The sequence below is a fragment of the Prevotella marseillensis genome (genome assembly GCF_900625065.1).
Classification (GTDB): domain Bacteria; phylum Bacteroidota; class Bacteroidia; order Bacteroidales; family Bacteroidaceae; genus Prevotella; species Prevotella rara.
The window spans coordinates 2,740,668-2,765,069 of sequence record NZ_UYXY01000001.1 but is presented as its reverse complement, the minus strand read 5'-3'; the positions used below and the strand labels follow the sequence as shown (position 1 = coordinate 2,765,069).

Sequence of the window (24,402 nt, the reverse complement as noted above, 5' to 3'; positions counted from 1 at the left end):
ATAACGGTCTGACTGTAAGGTTGGTTTAACGCTTAACGCAAGAGATTTTATGAAGGTATCAGTGCTTGTGCCCGTCTACGGGGTGGAAAAGTATATTGAGCGTTGTGCTGTTTCGCTGTTCGAGCAGACACATCGCGACATGGAGTATGTGTTTGTAAACGACTGTACTCCAGACCGCAGCATAAGCATCTTGCGCTCAGTCATAGAGCGTTATCCTGACCGTGCGCCGCAGGTGCGCATAATAGACAATGAGGTGAACCGCGGAGTGGGGGCTACGCGTGCCGTGGCCATTGCTGCCGCAACAGGCGAATGTATCATGCATGCCGACAGCGACGACTATATGCCGCCGCGGGCTGTAGAGCTGTTGTGCGCCGAGATGGAGCGTAGCGGTGCTGATGTGGTAGACGGGGCGTGGCAGCGCTTAACGTCGGCAGGACTGTCTGAACCGGTGCTTCCATGCCAGACTCATGATACAAAGCGCTATCTCTCGCTTATGCTGTGCCAGAATATAGTGTCAAACCGCATGTGGGGACGGCTCTTCCGCCGCAGTCTGTATACCGACCACGGCATAACCCTTGTGCCGGGAGTAGACTATAGCGAGGATTATTCTATAATGACGAGGCTGATGTTCTACGCCAAGCGGTCGTTTATCAACGATGTTGTTTATTATTACAGCGACGAAAACACGGCTTCTTATACACATACACGTTCGGAACGACATCTGCGTTCATATCTGAAGGCAAACCGCATAGTGCTTGATTTCTTTACAGAGAACGACTCGCGCCGTGTGTATGCCGTGCCTTTGCAGCTGGGCATGATCAATGCCTTGCGTTGTGTGCGCACTGACGGATATAGCTTTGATGAGGCTTACGGTCTTCTGCCTTATCGTCCGTCAGGACCGCTGTTCAAGATGCTTGCCGCAATGTTCCGTGGGCGTTGCCCTTTCAGTATAGCCAATTTCGCATATCTTACGGCACGCAGGATATACAGTCGTTTCTTTTAGTCTTAGACACCAACCGGTCATTAAACAGCACATTATTTTATATATTTTGTGCATTCATGCTTTCATCCGTATTTTAGTCTGCTTTTCTTGACATAGCCGCAATCAAACGAAAATCCGCTCAATATAAAGCAAAAATCCCGACCGAATCCTAATGGCCGATTTGGGCTTATCGTCTTTATCGCTTTTTCCTGTTCTTGATAAACTCGATAGCTTCATTCAGAATCTCGGCATGCGCCAGTCGCATTATCGCAAGATAAAGAACGGCGGCAAGGATAAAGCGGCAGATAAGCAGCAGCCATAGGTTGGATATTGGAGCTGTAAGCGGCCATACCGCAGCCATGACCGCAGCCGCTGAAATCATGAACGGGCATATATCGCGCATTATCTCTATAGTCCGTATTCCTGTAAGCTTGTTTAAGAAATACTGCCATATGCCGATAAACACAATGTTTCCGGCTGTATATGCCCACACCATTGCCTGCATGTCGAACTTGGCGAATGCCACGACGATGGCTATCTGTATGACAATCTGCACAACGGTGCACCACAGGTATATGTCGCTGCGCCCGCGGCTTATCATAAGGTTCTGATACAGAGTGTAAAGCGGCATGAATGCTCCGCCGATGCATAGAATGCGGAGCAGCGGCACGCTGCTTAGCCACTGCTCGTGGATGGTCAGCAGGATAAACTCTTCGGCCACCATGGCAAGACCGAACATGGCAGGAAAGGAAAGCATGGCCGTGAGGCGCATCATCTTGCGGAACACGCGGCGTTCACGCTCGTTGTCGCCCGTAACCTGTGCCATAACCGGCTGTGCCACCTGCGCCATCGTTCCGCTGAGAAACGAATAGGCCATGGTGTTCCATTTGTTGGCCTGCGTAAAGCTTCCCACAGCCTTTATGGGGTAGAGGCGTCCGAAGATGAACACAAGTATGTTGCTGTTGAGCGTGTTGATAATTGACGTCAGCAAAATCTTCATGCTGAAGTTAAGCATCTTCTTTATTGGCCGCAGGTCTATGTGGAGCGTAGGATGCCATGGCGTGTAGAAATAGCGCCCTATGTTGATTATGGTGATATATATAATCTGTTGCCATGCCAGGCTCCAGTAAGACTGTCCGTTTATTGCAAGCACCACTCCCACTATGCCTGATGTCACCAATGCCGCAAATCCCGTCACGGTGTTTTCCTTTACCATGAGGTTCTTGAACATGTATGCTCCGTGGGCAATGCCGAACGACGATATAACAAAACTCAGAAAAACGAAGCGCGACAGCTCGGTCAGTGCTGGCTGATGGAAAAACAGCGATATGAGCGGGGCGCAGAAGAACAGAATGGTGTAGATGCTGATGCTTACGATAACGTTGAACCAGAACACCGCATTATAGTCGCGGCTTTCAGGATGCTTCATGTTTGTCAGTGCCTGAGTGAATCCGCTGCTCTGCAGGTTGCCGGCTATTGCGGTGAATATGGTCAGCACGCCTACCATTCCGTAATCAGACGGCGTAAGCAGCCGGCCAAGGAATATGCCGAATATCAGGTTTAAAATCTGCGTGGAGCCATTGTTCATCAGCCCCCATATCAGCCCTTTGGCTGTTTTCTCTTTTAATGTTTCCATTCTATAGGTTCTTGATTCCGTGAGCCGACAGTCCGGCAGCTTCTCCGGCCGTGTATGCCGCCAGAACAAAGACTTTCGTCCTTGCTGCGTTCTCAATGTTCTTTTTCCTTCCACCGGTCAATGTCTTCAGCTGCCATTCAGAAACTCCGACGCCCGTCTTGTTTCTGAACAGCCTTTTCATTGCCTGGTAGAATATTATGAATTTATTGCAGTCTTTCATTTCAAACAGCTTAGTCTTTTGCCTTCAATATAGGCAAAGCCATTTTCCACTTAATGCAAAGATAGTGCAAACTGCTCGAAAAGCAAAATAAATGCAGATGAAATGTTGTTATTTCGCAAGCCCGGATACGGCATTGCAGCTGTGGTATAGCTTGCGTTCGAATCAGAGTCAGATTGCTGCCGTTATGTGCGTTTTGCTTACATATTGGATTTTAATAACGCTTCTAAACTGCGTTATTTCAAAAATAAAATCTTTTGTCTGTAAATATTGCCTGAAAACGCGTGCAAGCATAACTTTCTGATTGTTAGAGCCTTTAATCGTATGTGTGTCAAAGTGTGCAATTTTTCCCGTCCTTTTTAGGCTTAAAACATATGTTTTTTCACCAAAATATGTATTATTTTAAGCCTTCAAAAGCCGTGTTTTAAGTCGTAAAAGGCATTGTTTCGGCATGTAAAACGTGCCATTTTGATGGGCATAGTAAATAATTTTTTATTTTTAAAGCCTGTTCCGTTAATTTTGTTTTCTATTTTGCCTGAAAATCATGACAAAACTTAAATGACATAATGTGCGCTTTTCTGCCTGCAAAGTTACAAATGGATGCCCGATAACTTTTAACATGTTTATTATTGTTACGTGATTTTCAGTGCCCAAAAGATGTTACGTTTAGCTTTAAATGTAAATATTTTTCGGACTTATGCCAGCCTTCTTTCTCGCCGCATTATCAGGCGCCTTCGCTTCTGATTTTTTTACATAGATATACTTTATATTTATGCCGCTGCATGATGTGTTTTTGTTCCCTTATTAAGCATCTCTATTGTCAGGCCCATTCAGCAGCTCTTGATATTAATCAAGGCTTTACACCTATTTATATATATAGGGCGTTAATTTTTTTAGTGTTTTGATAATTTTTCCGTATCATTTTACTGCTTTTCTGCCTGGTGCTTTTTGTTATTAAAATGACAATATTGACTTTTGTTTTTTATTGACCTGTCATGTGTTTGAAAATAAAAGAATAATGTCCGTTTTACACTTAAATTTGCAGAAATATGAGCAGCAATAATTATTGCCATGATATAACGGGGCGTATAAGGCGCAAAGTTTTCACATCGAAAAATGCCGGATAGTTTTACTTTGCATAATGTTATTATATAATCTTTTTAGTTGTCACGAAGGTATGCAATAGCCTAAAAAAGGAAAAAATAAAGAAAAAACGGCTAAGTCATTTCTATAAAAGAACAATTTATGCATAAAAATTGCATCTTTATAGTCAATATTTATTAAATAGGTCTTTTGGTCTGAATATTTATCATAAACAAATATTTTTATGCATTTTTTCTAATAAAAAAGTTAGCGCGTTACAAAATTATTACTAACTTTGTCCAAGTTAAAACAGTAAAATTGCATTAATAATGAAAAAATTTTTATTATCAATTGTTTTTGCGCTAGGAATATTGTGTTCTGCAAATGCGCAGTTACCGTCTGTAACACTTAAAGACATTAATGGTAAGACAGTGAGAACAGACACGTTGTCAAACAATGGCAAACCTTTCATCATTGATTTCTTTGCCACATGGTGCAAGCCTTGCAACCGTGAGCTGACTGCCATCAGCGAAGTTTATGACGAGTGGCAGGAAGAGACCGGCGTAAAGGTGATAGCCGTTTCTATTGACCAGGCACAGAACATCAACAAGGTAAAACCTCTTGTTGACAGTCATGAGTGGCCGTATGAAGTACTGCTTGACCCGAACAGCGATTTCAAGCGTGCACTTGGAATTCAGATGATTCCTTACACACTGATCGTTGACGGAAATGGTAATATTGTTTATAAACACAACGGATACACAGAAGGAGCTGAACAGGAACTCATTGAGAAAGTGAGAGAGCTCGTAAACAAATAATGTCACATAGTGCTGACTATAGAATAATTGACACTTATGCACAAGTATAATAAAATTTTCTGTCTCTTGCTTATGCCTGCTTTGTCTTTGACAGCAATGGCACAAGAGACAGAAGAAAAAAAGATAACCGTCAGCGGAAGTATCCAGAGCGACATCCTTATTCCGCAAGACGATGAAGCAATTGGCACCGAAAAAGTTAATGAATGGGCTTTGACCAACACATTCGCTGATGTGAATGTAATGAGCGAGCATATCGATGCCGGAGCACGTTTCGAATTTCTGAAACATCCTCTACCCGGATTCGAAAAAGACTACAAGGGATGGGGAGTTCCTTATTTCTATCTGAAAACACACTTTAAAAATTGGGACCTTACGTTAGGTAACTTCTACGAGCAGTTCGGTTCAGGCTTTATCCTCCGTACATACGAGGAGCGCACACTGGGTATCGACAACTCTCTGCTTGGAGGACGCCTGACAATCAAGCCGCTGCCCGGAGTTTCGATAAAGGCTCTTAGCGGTAAGCAGCGCAGATATTGGTCACACAACGACTCATGGGTGTCTGGTGCAGACGTTGAACTCGGTCTCGACCAGTGGTTCAAGGGCCTGAGCAACAGCGGAACATATCTTACACTCGGTGCTTCATGGGTAAACAAGTACGAGAAAGAAGAAGACGTCATGGTTGATGCTACGCACAAGCTTAACCTGCCTACAACGGTAAACGCTTTTGACGTGCGTGCAAATTTACAGAAGGGAAACTTCAGCCTTCTCGCAGAATATGCGTGGAAGACACAAGACCCGACGTTCGACAACGGATATATATATCGTAAAGGAAACGTGGCAATGTTGTCAGCTTCTTATTCAAAGAGAGGCTTGAGCGTATTGCTGCAGGCAAAGCGCAGCGACAACATGTCGTTCCGCAGTCGCAGGTCGATGACGCTCACTTCTTCATTCATCAACCACCTGCCGGCTTTCACCATGGATCAGACTTATGCGTTGGCTGCCATGTATCCTTATGCAACCAATCCTGACGGCGAATGGGCCTTCCAGGGTGAGTTCGGCTATAAGTTCAAGCGTCATACGCTCCTTGGCGGTAAGTATGGCACAAACGTAAAGGTGAACTTCTCTCACATTCGTGGTATTGATACTAACGTAGTGGGTGGAGCAGGCACAGACGGATATGGCTCTGCTTTCTGGAAGATGGGCGACGAGACTTTCTATCAGGACTTGAACGTACAGATAGAGAAGAAGCTGACACGTCAGTTCAAACTCAACCTCATGTACATGAACCAGTTCTACAATAAGACAATAGTAGAGGGTGAGGGTGGTATGATCCATTCAGACATCTTCATCGCCGATGCAAAATATCAGTTCAACAATAAATTCACTTTGCGCGGCGAACTTCAGTATCTGTCTACAGACGACGACCTCGGCGACTGGTGGTATGCTCTGTTGGAGCTGTCAGTGCTTCCCAACTGGATGTTCACAATTGCCGATGAGTATAACAGCGGCGTGACAGACCTTCATTACTATCAGGGATACGTAACATTCAACAAAGGATCACACCGTATACAGCTCGGCTATGGCCGTACACGTGCAGGATATAACTGCTCAGGCGGTGTATGCCGTTACGTTCCGGCAAGCAAGGGTGTAACACTTTCGTACAACTATAACTTCTAAACAGAGATGAAGCTGAAAAATAACATATATAATAAGTTTGCCATCTGTGCAGCAGCACTTTCTCTGATGGCATGTAGCAACATTGATGAGGACGACCGCTTTATTGAAGTGGAGCCTGTAGAAGTTGCGAAACGTGTATTGATTGAAGACTTCACAGGACAGCGTTGCGTTAACTGTCCGAATGCTTCAGAAATGATTGAAAGCCTGCAAGAGCAGTATGGCGCAGAGAATGTCATCGCTGTGGGTATTCATAGCGGTCCGTTCTCTAAGACTGTAACAGGAACAACGTTCCCGTTATGGACTGAAACAGGTGATTACTATTTTAATTCATGGGGCATAGATGCACAGCCTACCGGCGTTATTGACAGAAAAACGGTTTCAAGTACATATCAGTCTTGGGGAACAATCGTCCGTGACGCATTGCAGGCTTCTGCTCCGCTCACACTTGATGCAACAACATCTTATGATGAGGCTACAAGAACCGTAACCATAAATGTTAATGCAAAAGGCGTGCTTGATGTTACAGGTAAACTGCAGCTTTGGCTTACTGAAGACAATATAACAAACATTCAGTATATGCCAGACGGATCTGTCAATACTAAATATGTGCATAATCATGTATTCCGCACAGCTGTCAACGGACAGGACGGAGAAGATTTCAGCATAGCTTGGGATGAAGAAAAGACTGTAACAAGCACTTACGTCTTGGATGAAGACTGGAAGGCTGAAAATATGTCGGTTGTAGCATTCGTATATAACAATAGTGGTGTTCAGCAGGTAGTTAAAGTACCCGTTATCAGTACTGAAGACGACGCACAGCCGAATGAATGATAAATAATGTCGATGAGAGTGTATTCCATTTTGATGCACTCTCATTGATACCCTCTTTCAATCCTACTATAAAAAACAATTTTAACATTTTAATAAAAAGAACAAGATGAAAAAGTTATTTACTCTTTGTATCGCTTTGTTATTTAGCTGTGTTGCAATGAATGCACAGAATTTTATATTCGTTGATGGTGACGGCAATACCATTGAAAATGGTGCAACTCTTACAATGGATCAGGTATCCTATAAAGAGGATTTCGTATTTAATCCTGATGGCTCTTATGAAATAATACAGGTGCCAATGATTTCTTTAAGTGGAGTTTATATTAAGAATAACTCTGCTGAATCTCAGAGTTGTAAAGTTACTTATAATGTTACAGCTTTGCCTAATGGCTCATTTGCTGCTTGCTGTGCAGAAAACTGCTCAAATTTGGATAGTGAAGGTACAATAGAGAAGAATGCCAATGCAGATGCAGGCAAAACTATTGATATCTCAACTGATACAGAGTGGGTTCCTGTTGCTGCAGGTACAACTACAGTGAAAATATCAGCTCAGGGATCTAAATCTATGCTGCCTGATTCTGAAATTACTATTAATTTCATTTATGATGGTACTGCAAGTATAGACGGTATTCAGAATAATGCAGATAATAAGGTCGTAGCACGCTATTCAATCAATGGACAGCTTCTTGACACTCCTCAGAAGGGCATAAATATTCTGAAGTATGCTGATGGACGTATAGAGAAAGTGATTGTAAAGTAAATAAATCCTATTTTAAATTTTTATTGTATGGTAAAGAAAAGTTTATATTTATGTATCCTGTTGGCTTTGGGCCTGCTGTGGGCAATTCCGTCTTCAGCACAGGAAGCACAGCTTACCACTGTTAGCTTCCCCAAGGCTGCAGCTTTCACATCTTTGTCAGACAATGGCTTGTGGGCTACTGCTGCTGGTGTGAATGATGATGATCAAAGTAAGTATGCCTATCCCTATCTTATTAATGTAGAGACAGGTGCTCTTACAGAACTCTGGGTTGAAGCAGACTTGATGAAGTCACTTGAAGCTTCAGATGTTACTAATGATGGAAAAATCATCGTTGGTACATATGACAGCAAGCCAGCTTATTATGACATGAATCAGGGTAAGTGGATTACTCTTCAGTCAGAGAATCCTGGAAAAGCTACATCTGTAACACCTGATGGTAAATATATCGGAGGATGGAGCAATTCTGATAACTTTTCTGTTGATGCCTATGTTGAAACACCGCTTTTGTGGGAGAAGCAGTCTGATGGTACATACCGCGCTATTGATGTGTATGCAGAACTTCCAAACTTCCCTAAGAAAACAAAACTTGGAACAAACACTCAGCAGGTACGTATAGACAATATTAGCCCTGATGGTAACATCATTGCCGGTATTATTAACTTTATAACTCCTGCAACAGTTTGCTATTATGTTTACAACAAGACAACTCAGGAGTGCAAATATGTAGACAATGCTCTCGGTGAAGTGCCTGACGAAACATTTGTTGACGAGTCAACAATGAGTAACAATGGTAAATATCTTACCGGTATCGTGCAGGTAGCAGGTGGCTCATACCTCTCAAGTTATCTTTACAATACTAGCGACAACTCTTGCATATTATATAATACAGAACGTGAAGAGCGAGACCGTGACGGAAGTGCTGTTTCAAATTCTGGTGTAGTGTTTGGATGTAGTCCTGCTGTCAATCCTGTCCGTTATGCATATGTACGTGTAGGAAATCTTTGGTATGGAATAGATGAAATCCTTTCAGGCCGTTACGATATAAACTTCTATGAGCGTACCGGTTATGATATTACAGGTGTTATCCAGGGTATCTCAGATGACGAGAAAACAATGATTGGTATGTCTGAGACAAAGACAAAAGGCTATATCATCCGTCTCCCTGAAACTATAACCGAGGCTGCAAGCAGCATTAATCCGTTAAGCACTTATGCTGTATCACCTGTTTATGGTTCTAAGTTTGCTAAATTCAGTCAGATGAAGTTGGCTTTCTCTAAGTCAGCCGCTGTAACATCTGGTGTTAAGGCTCAGTTCATGGACGCTTCTGGTAAGGTGTTGAGAGAGTATAACATTACAGCTCAGTCTGGTAACAAGACATTCACTATTGGCGGTATACCTCAGGCCCTGAATGCAGATGAGGAATATACAATGAAGATTCCTGCAGGAGCATTCTATTTGATGGCAGACAACTCTATTAAGAGTGAAGAAATCACTGTTAAGTATATCGGCCGTGCCGAGGCTCCGGCTGCTGTACAGCAGGTTTCTCCTGCAGATCAGGCAAATGTATCTGAAATAAGCTCAGAGCATCCTGTACAGATTCTCTTCGATTTGTCTATCGCTATATCTGAAGATGCTAAGGCTTATCTGTATAGAGATGGTCAGACATCACCGGTTTGTGAACTTAACTTTGTGCAGGGAGCAGAAAGCACAATCCTTCTGTATCCTAGCCTCAAGCGTTATCTTGAAAAAGATGAGAAATATAAGGTTGTTGTAGAGGCTGGTTCTGTTACAGATATTATGGGATCCTGTCCGAACAATGAGATTACAATTAATTACACAGGTGCATACGAGCCTGAAATCAGTTCTGACGGAAGCCTCTTCTCTGATGACTTCAATGATCCTAGCAACTCTATGGTTAAATACCTCCTTTATGAAGGTGACCACAACAAGCCGTCAAGTGCAATGCAGGATTTAGGCTTTGATGCCGACAATTCTCCTTGGCTTTTCGTAATCCGTGAATCAGAAAGCAGCTCTGACTACTGTGCAGCTTCAACATCTATCTATAATCCTACAGGAAAATCAGACGACTGGATGTCAATACCTCGTCTGTCAATAGAAAATGCCGACTATTATCTCAGCTTTGACGTTCAGTCATACTATAAGTCAAAGGCAGACAGACTTAAGGTTCTCGTTCTTGAGGATGATGCTGTTTATTCTAACTTCACAACAGAACTTTATGAGAAGTTCAAGGCTAATGGTAAGGTTCTTTATGACGAGCAGCTTTCTCCCGGTGAGTCAGAGGAAAATCTGACAGGTGACTGGACACACGTAGAGAAATCTCTCGCAGAATATGCAGGTAAGAATATCTATATCGCTTTCGTTAATGAGAACGAAAATCAGAGTATGATCTTCTTGGATAATCTGAAGGTTTACTACAAGGGCGACTTCAACTTCGTTCCTAATGTAGAAAGCACGCAGGTTAACAAAGAGTCCACAGATGTAGGCGTAATAGTTAAGGTTACAAGTGATAAGACTTATAACACTATTAATGCAACACTTACTTCTGAAGACGGCTCATTCAAGAGCACTTATACAGATACACCTAGCAAGCCTATAACAAGTGCAGAGAATTATTCTTTCACATTCCCTGACAAGTTGCCTCTGACTGTAGGTGCACAGAATAAGTATACTATAAGCATTGATCTCGGCGGTACTGTTTACAGCCAGACAAACACTATCAGCAACCTTGCTTTTGAGACAACAAAGCATGTAGTTATAGAAGAAAGCACTGGTCAGCAGTGTAAGAACTGTCCTCAGGGAATCCTTGCAATGGAAAATCTTGAGAAACTTTACGGTGAGCAGGTTATACCTATCGCTATTCATAGCTCTATAATCGGAACAGACCAGTTCGCTTATGAGAACTATAATACATATTTCGGTATAACAGCACAGCCTATGGGTCTGGTTAACCGTATAGACACTCTTTATGCGCCGATGTATGTTGATGGAAGCGAGCAGTATCACTTCGATTCACCAGAAGGCAACAATACATTCTATGATGTAGCTCAGCGTGAGTTCGAAAATTATGCAATTGCAGATGTAAGCATCGACAAGGCTATTTACGATGCTTCAAGCAAGAACATACAGATTACAGGTAATGTAAACTATGCTCTAACCATGAACTCTCTGAACCACAATCTTGCATTTGTTGTTCTTGAGGATGGTTTGGAAGGACCTCAGCTTAATGGCTTCTACGTTCTCGACCAGCCTATATTCGGTGAGTTCGGTAAGGGCGGCAAGTATGGTTCAAGCGTTGCTGTTGTAACATTCAACGATGTTGCACGTAAAGTGCCAAACGACAACTTCGCAGGTGAATCAGGTTTCATCCCTGTAAGCGTAACTGCAGGTCAGCCTGTTGCATTCAATAAGGTATTCAGCCTGCCTGAAAACGTTAAGAACTGGGATAACACTAAGGTTGTTGTTATGTTGCTCGATGCAAATACAGAGCGCGTTCTGAATGCTGCAAGACTTAAGATGTCAGCCGGAACAGCTGGAATCAACGATGCAACAGTATCTGAAAACGGTATCACAATTTCTGGTGAGAACGGTTCAATAAGCGTTAACGGCGGAAGCGATCTCAACGTTACTGTTTATGATGTAAGCGGAAGCGTAATAAGCAATGCTAACTCTACTTCTGGTGCTGTTAAGGTAAGCACAGGCGGAAAGAACGGCTTGTTTATCGTTAAGGCTACAAGCGACGGCGTAAGCGTTGTTAAGAAAGTAATCGTTAAATAAATATTTAGATCGGCCTTGTATGTTTGTATCAGAAAAACACTTCACAAAACATAATACAGCAGACAGCAAGGCATGGACCTTAAGAACCTAAGATATAGAAAAGGGTATGGGGCTAGTCCCCAACCCTTCCTATATAATTTAATGCTAACTTATTATTAATTTATAATTAAGTATTATGAAATCTTTACTAATCAGTTTGATGGCATTCCTATGTGTCTTGGGGGTCAATGCTACCCCAAGCGGTTCGGGTACTAAAGAAGATCCGTATGTGATTGCCGATGGTGACACTTATGTTGTAAATGACATCGTTTATGCTAGCTTTACAGCTCCTGCAGATGGTACTTTATCTCTTAAGCATGGTTGATCTTACCCGACATTTATGTTGGAGGATGGAACTCCGTTGAATGTTTCAATGGGTGTGGATGCAAACTTTTCTTCTTTGGAGGTTGAAGCTGGTAAGACTTATGTTATTTATAATAACAGACAACTCTTTTTTGATTTAGAGATAGCCGTTTCTTTTGAGGAGAAAGGTGCCAGCTCTTTGCAGGTTGTAAGTTCAGAGCCTGAGCAGGGTTCAAAGGTTGAGAAAATCAGCTGGGATAATCAGGTTAAGGTTACATTGAACAAGAAGGTTAAGTATGTTCACTGTGAGTTCCATGGTGATGAAGGCATTATGCACCAGTATTATACATCTGAGGCTGAAGAAGGTGAAGATGTTATAATGGTTGGTCCTGCTAAGATTGAAAAAGATGGCCGTGTTCTTGATAATGCATGGTATATGTATGAAGGAAATACATACGAAATCATTATTGAGTCATATCAGACTAAGGAAGGTATGGAGCAGGGTACTGAAACTCCTGAGACAACAACTCTGACATTTGAAGGTGGTACAGCAAAAGTTGAAAAGACTGTTGTAAATCTTGTAAAAGTTGAACCGGAACCAAATGTCGTTTATCCTACAGAAGACCAACTGCTCAGCTTTAAGGATGACAGAAAGGTTGTAACTGTTGAAGTTGACAAGAAAGTTAAAGTTAAGAACTGTGTTTACCCGATGGGTATGTACGGAACTTTAGACTGGGAAAAGCCGGATGTTAAGTATGATGAAGGTAATGGTCATACTATTATTAAGTGTACTATGTCTGAAGCGTTCTATAATTTTATGGGAACTATTGTAACAGACGTTATCCTTCAGCTTGATTTGACTGATGAAGAGGGCAATGAAATTGAGCCTAAGGCAGAAGGCTTCCCTGAAAGTGTTGTATTCGGAAGCGGTTACAACTTTACATTTGGTGTGAACGATGGTCGTTTTGCAGACGCTTCTTTGAACTTCAAATCTGTAACACCTGCTGAAAATTCTTACTGCACAAGCTTGGGCAAGATAGAATTTACATATGGTGAGAAAGTGTATACAACATCTACAGCTACAGCTGCCGTTTACAAAGGTGAAGAGAAAGTTGCTGATGCAATTTTGACTACAAATGAGGATGAAACAGGTCTTGGCCTTGTTGTAACAGCTCAGTTTGTTGAAATTGGCACACAGACTCCGAAAGAAATCAATGAGTTTGGTGCTTATGTTCTTAAGGTAGATTCACAGTCAATTGCTAACGAGTTCTTCAACGAAGAAACACCTTGGACTGATGGTTTGCAGGGCCATGGTACATGTAACCCTGACTTCACTGTAGCATTCAACATTGACCCGGCTATTCTTGCAGTTGAGTCTGTTGACCCGGCTCCTTACGTAGAAGGTGGCGAGTACAGCAAGGAGATTCCTGCTGAAATTAATATTACATTGAGCGGTGAGAATGCTAAAGTAAACTCTGCTCTTGTAACTTATGGTATGAACACTCGTGTTCCTGCTGAAGCAAAGGTTGAAGGCAAGGTTATAACTGTTACAGTTCCTGAGGCTGCCCTCGCAGAGAACAACATTGGCGTATCTGTTGCTGCTGTTAATGAAAATGGCACACCTATCAGCTACGGTACAGACGGTGTTATCCTGCTCGCATATCAGATGCCTAAGAATATCCTCGTTCCTACAGAGGTTACACCTGCTGACGGAAGCACAGTTAAGTCAATTGCTACTGTTGAACTTACTGTAGATTCTAAGTATGGTGTTGGTGAACTGAACACAAACAATGTTATCACAGTTAAGAAAGACGGTGTTGAGGCAAGCAATATCTCTGCAGCGATCGATTATGCTACAGGTGATGACATGAATAAGATGATGATTACGTTTACTCCGGAAATAACAGAAGATGGTACTTACACTGTTGTTATTCCTGAAGAAACATTCTATGATCTTGACGGCAATCTCTTCAATCCTGAGCTGACATATACATTCATCGTTGACAATTCTACAAACATCGGTGGTGTAGAAGTTGAAGATGCTAATGCTGTTGTTGAGGTTTACAGCGTAGACGGCTGCCTCGTAAGCAAGGGTAAGAAAGCTGACGTAATGAAGAAACTCGTTAAGGGTATCTATATCATCAACGGCCAGAAAGTGGTTATCCGCTAATCTGCCGTAGATCTTAAATAAAAAAGCTAAAGGCTGCAGCCTGTCGCTTTAGCCTTATGGCAATAGCGCAACGACCAGCCTTTAGCTTTTTCCTCAAAATAAAACAGACAAGAATATTTAGACATGAAACGACTTATTTTTACTTTAATCGGTATTGTATTGGGGTTGACAGGTTTAAAGGCTGTTACTTTTACTCCGATTGAGATTAATGACCCGTCTGAGTCTGTAACTATTAAATTGCAGCCAGGTGCAAACTATTTACAGCTGAAGGCTATTGAGAGCAACACCATCCACTTTAATGTCGGATATTTTGGCATTATGATGTTTGAATGTAATGCCATGGGTGAAGAGGGCAACAACCTTTCTATAAGCTATGACGCTGAAGGTCACAAAATCTTCAGTAGTGAGGTTGAGGAAGGAAAAACTTATTATTTCTCAACCAGTATGATTACTGAGCCTTCAATAGATGTTACAATTTATTATGGTAACGGAGAAGGCATGCCTATCACATTGACATCTAACTTTTCGGATGGTGATACCTATACAGTTTCAGGCTCAAACCTTGAATTGGCTTTTGACCGTACGGTTAACATAGCCCACAACTGGATTGAGTATGGTGAGGGGGCTGACGGCGTATTTAAAACAAAGGAAGAGATTCCTGCAGGATATATCAATGGTACCTATACTACTCAGTATTTCTATAGCATCGAGCTGAGCAAGTTTATCCGTGAGATGGCGGAAGACGGTAAACTTGAGGTTGGTGATAAGTTTAAAATCACTCTTGAAGGTATTTGCGATGCTAACGATGAGAGCGTAATCTATGGTGAGGACGGAAACTATTCTGTTACACTGATTATGGGCGAAATGCCCGGTGAGCTGGTTTCTATAGATCCGGCACAGGGTACAACTCTTTACACATATTATCCTGAAACAGGAAAAGAAGGCTTGCTGACATTTACTTTCACAGACGAACTTAATACTGATAAGAGCAAGGTAACTATAGACCTGTCTTATGGCGATTCAGAGGCTGGTTCTATGGGCTCATTTAATCCTGATTTTACTATCGAAGGCAAGACTGTTGTTGTTGATATCCGCGGTTACCGCTTCCCAGAGACAGTAGAGACTTCAAGAAACGGTGAAGTGCAGACTGTGATAACAATGAACATCAAGGGCCTTACAACTGCAGACGGACGTGCTATTCTCACAAACAACGCTTCTGCCGGAACAAGTGGCATCGTTGTTACTTATCCTCTGAAGAAGCAGGAAATATCTTTTTATTATGACTTCTTGCCTACTGAAGGCAGCTCTCTGGCTGATTGCAGCGAGATCATAATCTGGTTGCCGGAGGAAGTTGGTGTTCTTACTTTCGACAAGGTTCTGCTGCAGTGGCTCAACAACCGCGGCACACTCCAGACAAAGGAATTCAAGGCAGAGGATGTTCCGTTTGCTTATGATAAATCTTATGCGGGTTATGTAAGCCATATTCCACTTGCCGGTGTAAGCAAGGACCGTGAGGTTACATTGACTGTAGAAGGTGGAATGCTCAGCAATGGCGACAGCGTTGAGATCACAGGTAAATTCAACACTGATCCTACAGGTATAGATTCTGTTCTTGGTGACGATGCCAATGCCGTTGTTAAGCTTTACACAATCGACGGTATCCTCGTTAAGGAGGCTCCTGCTGCAACTGTTCTTACAGGTGTTAAGAAGGGCGTTTATATCATGAACGGCAAGAAGGTTGTTGTAAAATAATTACTGCAATTTTATATATAACTGACAATTTCGCAGGCTGTCTCATTTATTTTATGAGGCAGCTTGTTTTTTATTGAAGATTCAGAATATGTATGATTAAGATTAATCATGTGTTGACGATTTTGCGCACGATGGTCAGCCGTGAGCATTGAACGCAAAATTCTGATGTCTGTTATGCATGCTTTGCTTGTGTTTCTCTTTTATACGCCAGCGTGTTGCTTGGTTAAAAGCATGGTTTTATTGGTTCTTATAATGACATGCCTGTAGTGGGCGATTATTGTATTTGGCCGTTTGCCGCCAAGCCGTTTGCCGTAAATAAGCCGTAAAAAGTTTTTTGAAAAAACTCATCACTCGTCACATCAGTGCGTAAGTTGCTGACAGTTAGACTGTTAATGTGTCCTGACTTCGTCAACGTGTCACCCAAAAATCATCAGTAAACAATGAAGCAATGCGTTGATGACGTTTCATCAGCATAGTTCTGTTGATAGTCTGCTTACTTTGAGGCAATGTCATCTGTATAGTCACTATAGTTTTAGCAAGTTCGAGCACCTTGTCCACACTCATATTTATGCCTGATAGTTTCAGCAGACGCTCCAATTCCTTGTAAACTTTCAAGGCCACGAAGCAGATACAGACATGTGCTTCTATCCTGCGCCTTGTAAAGTGAAACATTGGTCTTATCTCAATCTTTGATTTTGATATGCGGAAAGCTCTTTCAACATGCCACAGGTTATGGTAGGCGGCATATACGTCATTGACGTGTATATTCGTATTGGTAAGGTATCCTTTGAGACCATCCCATTTCGCATCCTTCTCCAGTTTCTCGTAATTGATGGTCACCTTTACATTTCCTTCCATTTTCAGGAATTTGTTGTATCCACGCTTGTTGATATTGTCTTTGGTAAGCGTACCTCTGTGGTATGCCTTCTCCAGACGGCGTATACCTTTCTCACGGTTATAAGCATCCTTTCGGGCACGCTCTTCTGTATATCCGACCAACAACCTCTGTCCGTTACCTTTATCGTATTCAACCATTTGGCAGTCCGTCTTAGGCTGCTCCAGTATCCATTCCTGTATCTTCCTGCTCTCGTTCTTGATTTTCGCACCGATGATATACTTGTAACCGTTTGCTTCAAGGTCGGCTATATTATCGTTGTTCATCAACCCTGAGTCAGCCACCACGACAAAATCTTCCAGCTCATATTTCCGGACAAATTCAGTCACTACCGGAAGCATCGTGTGCCCCTCGTACTTGTTGCCCTCATGGATGCAATACGCAAGCGGATAGCCGCCAATGCTGACCAACAGTCCCAATATAATCTGAGGGTTCTGATGACGCCCTTCCTTGGAGAAACCGGTTTTGCGAAGCTCGTCCTCATAGTCCGATTCAAAATAGAGTGTGGTGACATCATAAAACAGCACACCGATGTGGCCGCCTAAAATATTCTTCGTGTGAAGGACGCTTATGTCCTGAACTATCTTATGTTGGTTATCGCTCAGTTTGTCCAAATAACGATAGATCTTCGACAGGCTGACATCTTCGTCAAAATGATTCTTCAGATACTCCACTGTCGCAGCTTTGCTTGCAGGATAAGACAAACGGGCTTTTACAAGTTGGCGGAATACCTCATCATCTATCCTGTTGAATCCAACGCTGTCAAAGACACGGTCAAGTATCAGGTCCGCTCCATTGATCGAGATGTTGGTTATGCACGAAAGCATCTGTTCGGCACTCAGAAGTTCTGCATCACACTTCTTACGTTCCTCACCGAAAAGATCCAGCCGTGGATGGCGGTGTTCCTGTTCCTCATATATCCATTTACGACCTTTCATTACGAGAGAATCTACCTCTTCTTGAGTGCGCGCTATACCTATAGTGGTAAGCTCATTCATCTTGCCCTTGACCTTTTCAACCACTATGACACCTACATTGCCTGATGGGTATTTCTTTTTACGTATAAACATGTTTTTTGCATCGTGTCACCCTAAAATGGGTGACACAAAATTACAAAATATTGTTTATCAACGAATTATAATGTTTAGTTTTTTTGAGTGACGAAGTCAGGAAAAAGTTTTTTGAAAAAACTCATCACTCGTCACATCAGTGCGTAAGTTGCTGACAGTTAGACTGTTAATGTGTGATGAGTTGAATTTTCAACTCATCACATCGGAGCAATTTTATGTGTTTTCCTGCTTTGGGCTTACTCTGTGTGATGAGTTGCAACGGCAACTCGTCACACCGCAACGATTTGACATTCAGGACGTTATGTCGCAATGTGACGAGTGACGAGTTTCTTCGCAAAAAAATAAACCTAAATTGTTTACAGTGTCCTTTCCTAAAATTGGTTGACTTCTAACAAGCCATTCCCTGATTAAAGTTGACTCTGGTTAAACTTATAACTGTTATTGGTTGACTCTACTTTTAATTACTGATTAAAGTTGACTTTTACCGGGACAGAATCCCTGTACTTCCCTAAATTTGGTTTACTTTAAAGAGTCCTTTCCCTATGGCGTTCTGTGTTTTCTGCTTATGCAAAAGACGTCCTTTCATGTTGCAAAAGGGCACGTTTTACAGCGTGAAAGCATGCCTTTTGCACTGCAGAAGGACGTCTTTTGTGTTGCTGGTCTGATGCTGTTGCCTGAGCCTTTGTGGCGTCATGGCCATGATAATACCATCAGACACACTATCCAACGATTTTTCCGTCAAACAGGTGTATCGTTCTGTGAGCTATCTGCGCGTCGTGCTCGTTGTGCGTAACCATCACTATTGCCGTGCCGTCCTGATTCAGTTCTGTCAGCAGGCGCATCACCTCGGCGCCGTTCTTAGAGTCTAGATTACCCGTAGGCTCATCCGCCAGAATCAGCTTGGGGCCGAACACCACGGCGCGGGCTATTGCCACTCTCTGCTGCTGACCGCCCGAGAGCTGATGCGGAAAGTGCTTTGCACGGTGAGTTATGCCCATGCGCTTCATCACCTCTTGCACCTTCTGTTTTCTTTCAGCCTTGCCAACCTTCAGATATGTCAGGGGCAGCTCGATGTTCTCCTCCACGTTAAGTTCGTCAATGAGGTTGAAGCTCTGGAACACAAAGCCTATCTGTCCTTTGCGTATGCCCGTGCGGTCTTTTTCTTTCAGCAGCGACACCTCCTGGCCGTCGAGCCAGTATTGTCCCGAAGTAGGGTTGTCCAGCAGTCCGAGAATGTTCAGCAGCGTAGACTTGCCGCATCCCGAAGGCCCCATTATTGCCACAAACTCACCGTCTTCCACGTTGAACGTTACGTTGTCAAGCGCTATAGTCTCCACCTCTTCCGTGCGGAACGACTTGCTAAGATTTTCTACCTTTATCATATTCTGTTCTATTTTATGCCCCCTCACGGCTTTCGCCGTATTCGTGAGCTCGGTTAGTTTTATTGTTTCTATATTTTCTTCAAAGCCAGCTTTTCAGGCGTTAAGTGCTTATTCGTTCTTCAGGTATTTTACAGGATTGCTGTTTGCCGTGCGGTAAGCATTGGCGGCCACGGTCGCGGCTATAACCGCCACCACTGCCAATATGCCTGCCACAAAGAGCCACGGGCTCATGTTTGTCCTCACACTGAAGTCCTCAAGCCATTTGCCCGCCACAATCCCGGCAAGAATAGCTCCTGCTATTGCCGACGGAACGGCCGTCAGCAGCACGTTGCCCAGCACCATGCGCAGCACGCTTATGGCGGTTGCACCGTTCACCTTGCGTATGGCTATTTCCTTGCTTCGCCTCTGCATCTCGTCGTTCACATATCCTATGAGTCCCATCAGAGCTATAAGCAACGCGCATATTCCTGCCGTCATGACAGCCGAGCGGAAATGCTTTACGCTGTCATACCATGTGTCCAGCTGCCGTGCATAGCTGTCCACGATGATTGTTTCGTCAGGATAAAGTCTCTGCAGCCGCTGTTGCACAGCCTGCATATTGTCTGCCGTAAGGTCGTGAAACTTCAGCAGAAAATAGCTGATGTAGCTGCCGTAAGGGTCTGAGTGGAACATCATCGTGGGGCGGTCGTCATCGTCGAGCGCCGTATTGGCGTGAAAATTATCGTATATTCCTACTATGGTGAACAGGTCTTTGCCCGTCTGGCTGTGTTCCGTTATCAGAATCTTACGCCCGATCACGTCTTTCCAGCCCTTCTCGTTCTTCAGCTTCTGGGCGAAGTCGGGGCTTACCATCATCTCCTTCAGACTGTCGCTGCTGGCGTTGAATCCGCGCCCCTGTCTGAGCTTTATGCCCAACATGTCGAGATAGTTGTCGCCTGCCATATACAGGTCGGTGGCGTTAAACATCTCCTCACCGGTTTCTGGGTCAACAATGTTGTTGCCGCCGCCGTTTGAAAACAAGGGAGATGTTACAGCCGTCCATGCCTCAATCTCCGGCATTTTGCTTAGTTCTGTAACCATGGCGCTGCGCTTTTCGCCCTTTATTTGGTTTACGTTGACTATCGCGAGGCGGTCATAAGAGTAGCCGAGGTCGAAGTCTGTGAGCTTGGAATATTGGCTGTTGACTATCAGCAGCAGGCATACCAGAAAACTGACGAATAAAAACTGCACTGCCAGCAGTGCTATCTTCCAGCGCCTGCGGCTCTCGGTGAAGTTTCGGAACGCCGTTGTTACGGGCACGGCATTGTATATCCTGCCCGGCAGCAGGGCGCTTACGATGAACACCACTATCAGCAATGCTGTGAGGAACAGTGTGCCCTTGCCGGTGAAAAGTGAACTGACCGGGGCCGACAGCAGCGTCTCTATCGAGCCTTTGCAGGCGTATATCAGTGCTGCGGCCAGCATCATTGCCAGCACGATATGCAGCAGGGTTTCGGCCATGGTTATGCCTAATATGTTACGCGGCATGGCTCCGTAGCATTTTCTTACGGCCATTTCGCGTCCTCTCGTAACCGTGTTGCCAATCACAATCAGCAGATAGTTGAGCACGCTTGCCGCGAGAATCACCGCCGCTAATATCATCATCATGAGGAATGTCTGCCTGAAGTAGCTGTCCTCTTGGTGATATTTTGATATGGGAGTGAACTTCAGCGAGAATTTTATCTCTTCCTTTTCAAGTAGGGCAAGAAATTTGCTTACTATTTCGTTCACCTTATTGTCAAAGTCGCCCTGCTCAGGATGGCATCCCCTGCTCACCTTTATGAACGAGTAGTAGCGGTCGTTGCCCGCCAGATTGTCCTGGCCGTCGTAGCTGAAACTGCGCTGTGTTGTCATTGAGAGCATCACGTCATAGTCGTGAAAAGAAGAGTTCCACGGATAGTCTTCGTATACTGCGCCTACGGTCATCGTCAGTCCCGGAATAGAAGTAAGCTCCAGCTTGCGTCCTATCACGTTGCCGCCCATGCGCTCAGCCATAGTTCGTGACACAAGACAGTAATACGGTTTTGCCAGCACCTCGTCGGCGTTGCCCTCCAATATCCTGGTCGGGAACATTTTGAAGAAACACGAGTCAACAACGTATATGTTACCTTTGACGCGTCGTTCTCCGTTTATCTTCATTTCCTCATCATTGCATGCAGGGTTTATTCTTGTTGCCGTTTCTATCTCGGGAATATATTTTTTCAGCGTCGTGGCTATGCCTCCGGGCGTGTTGCCGTATGTAGCTTCCGGATCAGAGCCCCGGCTTATCTTTTCGCTTATGCGGTAGATGCGGTCATGGTCGGGGTAGCACGTGTCGTATTCGTGCTCATACCATAGTTTCGCTATCAGCACCGACGCCAGTGCAAAGCCAATGCCGAGGCACAATATCTTTATTATGTTGTGCTGTCCACGGCGTGTCAGGTTCTTTAATGCTTGCGTTATGTTGTTCATCTTCTGATATGTTGTTTAATGATTTTTCTTGTTGTCTGCTTGCCGCAGCCTTGTCTTACGGTGCCGGCCTATTCCTGCCTGATGTTCTTCACGGGGTTTTCGTTGCTCGCCATCCAGCTCTGCACTGCCACGGCAGCTAGACTTATAAGCATGACGATTACTCCTGCCGCAACAATCCACGGCCACCATACGATGCGGTAGCTGTATTGCTCGATCCATTTCGACATGAAATGAACTATTATCGGCACGGCTATGACAAATGCGATGCCCACGTATAGCATGAACGTGCGTATCAGTCTTACGCGAATCTGGTTGCCGGTAGAGCCGAACACCTTGCGCACGGCAATCTCCCTTGCCCGCTGCTGTATGAAGTATGTCGACATTGCAACAAGTCCGAGCAGCGAGATTATGATGGCTATGAAGGCGAAGAGCGACACGATCTTAGACGTGCGGATTTCCTGCTCGAAGCGTTTCTCTATCTGTTTGTCTACAAACGGCGGTGTGCTTTCGTCCACTTCCTCATGAAATACCTCTTTATATATATCCTTTATCCGGGCGTATGCCTCCACGGGGTCGCCCTCTACGAGTATTGATATGTTGAGGGGTTGCTTAATGTTCCTGCACGTCAGCAATATTATGCCTTTCGTGTTGTTGCATATGTCGCGCACGTGGAAGTCGTTGATTACGCCCCCGTATCTTGCGCTTTTTGCAAAGTATGTCAGCACGAAACTGTCAAACCTTTCGCTCATATGCGTTGAGTTTGGTTTCATATGCAGATATTGCAGAGCTTGGTCGTTCATGTAAATTATGCTGTCACTTTTCAGGTTGAAGTCGTTTTTCATCTTTATGCCGTATATCTTCATTATTTCAGGCGTGCCTGTTATGAAGTTGAAGCGGCTTATGTCCTTGTCCCCTTCAAATTGCACAGACGGGTCGTTGCCTCCGTCAGCCGGTGTTCCGTTAGACGGGGCCACAGCTTTTACTGATGGAAGAGTGCGCAGACGGTTGATAAACTCGTTGGTAAGGTCGTTGTCCGTTGTGTAGTTAAGCTTTAAGGCTATTATGTTCTTCGTGTTGAAGCCAAGCGGAGCTTTCGTCAGATGAAGCATCTGGCTGACCATAATAAAGGCGCATGCCAGCATGGTTATGGTTATGATGTTCTGTACGGTTATGAAGATGCGCGAGAAAATCATCTTTGTCTGCGTGCGGAATGTTCCGCGCACAACCTCGATAGGCTTCACCCGTGACAGTATTGTGGCAGGAAGTATGCCGGCAATGATGCTCACCGCAATGACGACAACAGCCGTCAGACCAATGCAATATGTGTGTATGAGCAAAGACAGGTTGAGCTTTGTGTCGAGCAACCGGCCAGCATAAGGGGCGGCTATATGTACCAGCATAACGGCGATAAGCAGCGAAATGGCACACATCACGAGCGATTCTATGAACAAGTTGACTGCCACTCTGCTCTTGCTGCACCCGAAGAGCCTGCGTGTAGCCATCTCTCTTGCACGGTAACCGCTTTGTGCAACGGTCAGGTTTATGTAGTTGATTATGGAGAAAAGCAGCGTAACGAGTCCCACGGCGAACAGAATTTTTACCAGCATAAGGTTGCCGAGATGTAGTCCTGAATAGGCGTTGAGTCCGGAGAAATACAGTTTGTCAAGGCGCGTTATCGTGGGCTGCCAGTCTTTGACGGTCTCATGCAGATACGTTTTCACTTCATTCCGTTTAGCCATGAAGTCGCAGTTTTCGTGTACCTGTATGAAAACCGAGCACATAAGGTAGTTTGCAAACTGATAGAAATACTCATCCTTGTTTGCAAGGTTCTTGCAGAAAGAGAAGTCGACTATTGCATCAATGTCTTTATCTATGATGGTGTTGTCAAAGTCTGCCACCACTCCGGAAACGCGAAAGTGGGTGTTGTCGGCGGTTGTTATGTCACGGCCAACGGCATTTGCCGTTCCGAACATGCGGAGCGCCAAGCTCTCCGTCAGCACAATGTTGCCTTTCTGCATGAGACAAGTGGCGCGGTTGCCATAGAGCAGGGGGAAGTCGAACATGTCGAAGAATGTCGAGTCGGTCTCCATTACATTTACGTTGACAAAGTTGTCCCTGTCTTTCAGCTTCATGTTTTCGGTTGTGAAGCCGCATGTCTTTTCTATTTCAGGATATCTGTCACGCAAGTATCTTTGGACTATATGGTGACAGTTGGCCGTGCCGATGCTGTCGTCGGACATCAGTCCTATGTTGTATATTCGCTTTGCCTTGCTGTGCTGCTGGTTGATGCTTGTCTCCTGCCATGTGTACAGTCCGATGATGATGACAAATGTCAGGCTTACGGCCAGTCCGAACACATTCACTGCCGTGTATATTTTGTTCCTTGAGAGAAACGTGAAATAGCTTCTAAGGTTGAAGTTGCTCATTGTTGTTTTCGTATATACATTACAAATATTATTTTTCCTATGTCTTATGCGGCTGTCTTGCCCATGTGGACATTTG

At 44.0% G+C, this 24,402-nt stretch carries 15 protein-coding genes; 9 read left to right on the top strand and 6 right to left on the bottom strand.

The genetic code is table 11. The annotated features are described in order from the left end of the window. The first annotated feature begins 49 nt into the window (after positions 1-49). On the top strand, positions 50-1,003 hold the full coding sequence (locus tag EJL04_RS11160) for a glycosyltransferase family 2 protein (RefSeq protein WP_125104976.1): 954 nt from the start codon (positions 50-52) through the stop codon (positions 1,001-1,003). Between the two features lie 175 nt (positions 1,004-1,178). Here the strand turns inward: EJL04_RS11160 and EJL04_RS11155 are convergent, their stop codons facing one another. Both EJL04_RS11155 and EJL04_RS11150 read right to left on the bottom strand, forming a co-directional pair. Continuing rightward, the gene (locus tag EJL04_RS11155) at positions 1,179-2,618 is read right to left on the bottom strand and encodes a lipopolysaccharide biosynthesis protein (protein WP_125104975.1); all 1,440 of its coding nucleotides are present in this window, start codon (positions 2,616-2,618) and stop codon (positions 1,179-1,181) included. A gap of 1 nt (position 2,619) precedes the next feature. Further along, positions 2,620-2,838, bottom strand: coding sequence for a hypothetical protein (locus EJL04_RS11150; RefSeq protein WP_125104974.1), 219 nt, complete (start codon positions 2,836-2,838; stop codon positions 2,620-2,622). A 1,409-nt stretch (positions 2,839-4,247) separates the two neighbouring features. On the opposite strand from EJL04_RS11150, the gene EJL04_RS11145 reads away from it, so the two are divergent. The 8 genes from EJL04_RS11145 (at position 4,248) to EJL04_RS11110 (ending at position 16,063) form a co-directional block, all read left to right on the top strand. Beyond that, positions 4,248-4,736, top strand: a complete 489-nt coding sequence (locus EJL04_RS11145) for a TlpA family protein disulfide reductase (RefSeq protein ID WP_021855750.1) — start codon at positions 4,248-4,250, stop codon at positions 4,734-4,736. Positions 4,737-4,772: 36 nt separating this feature from the next. Further along, positions 4,773-6,413, top strand: a complete 1,641-nt coding sequence (locus EJL04_RS11140; protein ID WP_164511755.1) for a DUF6029 family protein — start codon at positions 4,773-4,775, stop codon at positions 6,411-6,413. 6 nt (positions 6,414-6,419) lie between these two features. Continuing rightward, positions 6,420-7,244, top strand: coding sequence for an Omp28 family outer membrane lipoprotein (locus EJL04_RS11135; RefSeq protein ID WP_125104973.1), 825 nt, complete (start codon positions 6,420-6,422; stop codon positions 7,242-7,244). 106 nt (positions 7,245-7,350) lie between these two features. Beyond that, positions 7,351-8,004, top strand: coding sequence for a hypothetical protein (locus EJL04_RS11130; RefSeq protein WP_125104972.1), 654 nt, complete (start codon positions 7,351-7,353; stop codon positions 8,002-8,004). A gap of 27 nt (positions 8,005-8,031) precedes the next feature. After that, a complete protein-coding gene (locus tag EJL04_RS11125) occupies positions 8,032-11,799 on the top strand; it encodes a choice-of-anchor J domain-containing protein (protein WP_125104971.1) in 3,768 nt (1,255 codons plus the stop codon). 175 nt (positions 11,800-11,974) lie between these two features. Continuing rightward, positions 11,975-12,163, top strand: coding sequence for a hypothetical protein (locus tag EJL04_RS11120; RefSeq protein WP_125104970.1), 189 nt, complete (start codon positions 11,975-11,977; stop codon positions 12,161-12,163). Between the two features lie 15 nt (positions 12,164-12,178). Beyond that, a complete protein-coding gene (locus EJL04_RS11115; protein WP_125104969.1) occupies positions 12,179-14,311 on the top strand; it encodes an Ig-like domain-containing domain in 2,133 nt (710 codons plus the stop codon). A 123-nt stretch (positions 14,312-14,434) separates the two neighbouring features. Continuing rightward, positions 14,435-16,063, top strand: a complete 1,629-nt coding sequence (locus EJL04_RS11110) for a hypothetical protein (RefSeq protein WP_125104968.1) — start codon at positions 14,435-14,437, stop codon at positions 16,061-16,063. Positions 16,064-16,471: 408 nt separating this feature from the next. Here EJL04_RS11110 and EJL04_RS11105 read toward each other — a convergent pair whose 3' ends face one another. The 4 genes from EJL04_RS11105 to EJL04_RS11090 all read right to left on the bottom strand — a co-directional run bounded on the left by EJL04_RS11105 (position 16,472) and on the right by EJL04_RS11090 (position 24,326). Beyond that, positions 16,472-18,028 carry an IS1634 family transposase gene (locus EJL04_RS11105; RefSeq protein ID WP_125103887.1) on the bottom strand — a complete coding sequence of 519 codons (1,557 nt, stop codon included), beginning with the start codon at positions 18,026-18,028 and terminating at the stop codon, positions 16,472-16,474. 719 nt (positions 18,029-18,747) lie between these two features. Next, positions 18,748-19,410 carry an ABC transporter ATP-binding protein gene (locus EJL04_RS11100; RefSeq protein ID WP_021855743.1) on the bottom strand — a complete coding sequence of 221 codons (663 nt, stop codon included), beginning with the start codon at positions 19,408-19,410 and terminating at the stop codon, positions 18,748-18,750. Positions 19,411-19,518: 108 nt separating this feature from the next. Continuing rightward, entirely contained in the window at positions 19,519-21,900 is a 2,382-nt protein-coding gene (locus EJL04_RS11095; RefSeq protein ID WP_125104967.1) for an ABC transporter permease, read from the bottom strand. Positions 21,901-21,968: 68 nt separating this feature from the next. Then, positions 21,969-24,326, bottom strand: coding sequence for an ABC transporter permease (locus tag EJL04_RS11090; protein WP_125104966.1), 2,358 nt, complete (start codon positions 24,324-24,326; stop codon positions 21,969-21,971). Positions 24,327-24,402: the final 76 nt, after the last annotated feature.

What these genes read in the sequence shown, in the direction of transcription:
- EJL04_RS11160 (WP_125104976.1), top strand. Translation starts at nt 50, where the DNA reads ATGAAGGTATCAGTGCTTGTGCCCGTCTACGGGGTGGAAAAGTATATT.
- EJL04_RS11155 (WP_125104975.1), bottom strand. Translation starts at nt 2,618, where the DNA reads ATGGAAACATTAAAAGAGAAAACAGCCAAAGGGCTGATATGGGGGCTG.
- EJL04_RS11150 (WP_125104974.1), bottom strand. Translation starts at nt 2,838, where the DNA reads ATGAAAGACTGCAATAAATTCATAATATTCTACCAGGCAATGAAAAGG.
- EJL04_RS11145 (WP_021855750.1), top strand. Translation starts at nt 4,248, where the DNA reads ATGAAAAAATTTTTATTATCAATTGTTTTTGCGCTAGGAATATTGTGT.
- EJL04_RS11140 (WP_164511755.1), top strand. Translation starts at nt 4,773, where the DNA reads ATGCACAAGTATAATAAAATTTTCTGTCTCTTGCTTATGCCTGCTTTG.
- EJL04_RS11135 (WP_125104973.1), top strand. Translation starts at nt 6,420, where the DNA reads ATGAAGCTGAAAAATAACATATATAATAAGTTTGCCATCTGTGCAGCA.
- EJL04_RS11130 (WP_125104972.1), top strand. Translation starts at nt 7,351, where the DNA reads ATGAAAAAGTTATTTACTCTTTGTATCGCTTTGTTATTTAGCTGTGTT.
- EJL04_RS11125 (WP_125104971.1), top strand. Translation starts at nt 8,032, where the DNA reads ATGGTAAAGAAAAGTTTATATTTATGTATCCTGTTGGCTTTGGGCCTG.
- EJL04_RS11120 (WP_125104970.1), top strand. Translation starts at nt 11,975, where the DNA reads ATGAAATCTTTACTAATCAGTTTGATGGCATTCCTATGTGTCTTGGGG.
- EJL04_RS11115 (WP_125104969.1), top strand. Translation starts at nt 12,179, where the DNA reads ATGTTGGAGGATGGAACTCCGTTGAATGTTTCAATGGGTGTGGATGCA.
- EJL04_RS11110 (WP_125104968.1), top strand. Translation starts at nt 14,435, where the DNA reads ATGAAACGACTTATTTTTACTTTAATCGGTATTGTATTGGGGTTGACA.
- EJL04_RS11105 (WP_125103887.1), bottom strand. Translation starts at nt 18,028, where the DNA reads ATGTTTATACGTAAAAAGAAATACCCATCAGGCAATGTAGGTGTCATA.
- EJL04_RS11100 (WP_021855743.1), bottom strand. Translation starts at nt 19,410, where the DNA reads ATGATAAAGGTAGAAAATCTTAGCAAGTCGTTCCGCACGGAAGAGGTG.
- EJL04_RS11095 (WP_125104967.1), bottom strand. Translation starts at nt 21,900, where the DNA reads ATGAACAACATAACGCAAGCATTAAAGAACCTGACACGCCGTGGACAG.
- EJL04_RS11090 (WP_125104966.1), bottom strand. Translation starts at nt 24,326, where the DNA reads ATGAGCAACTTCAACCTTAGAAGCTATTTCACGTTTCTCTCAAGGAAC.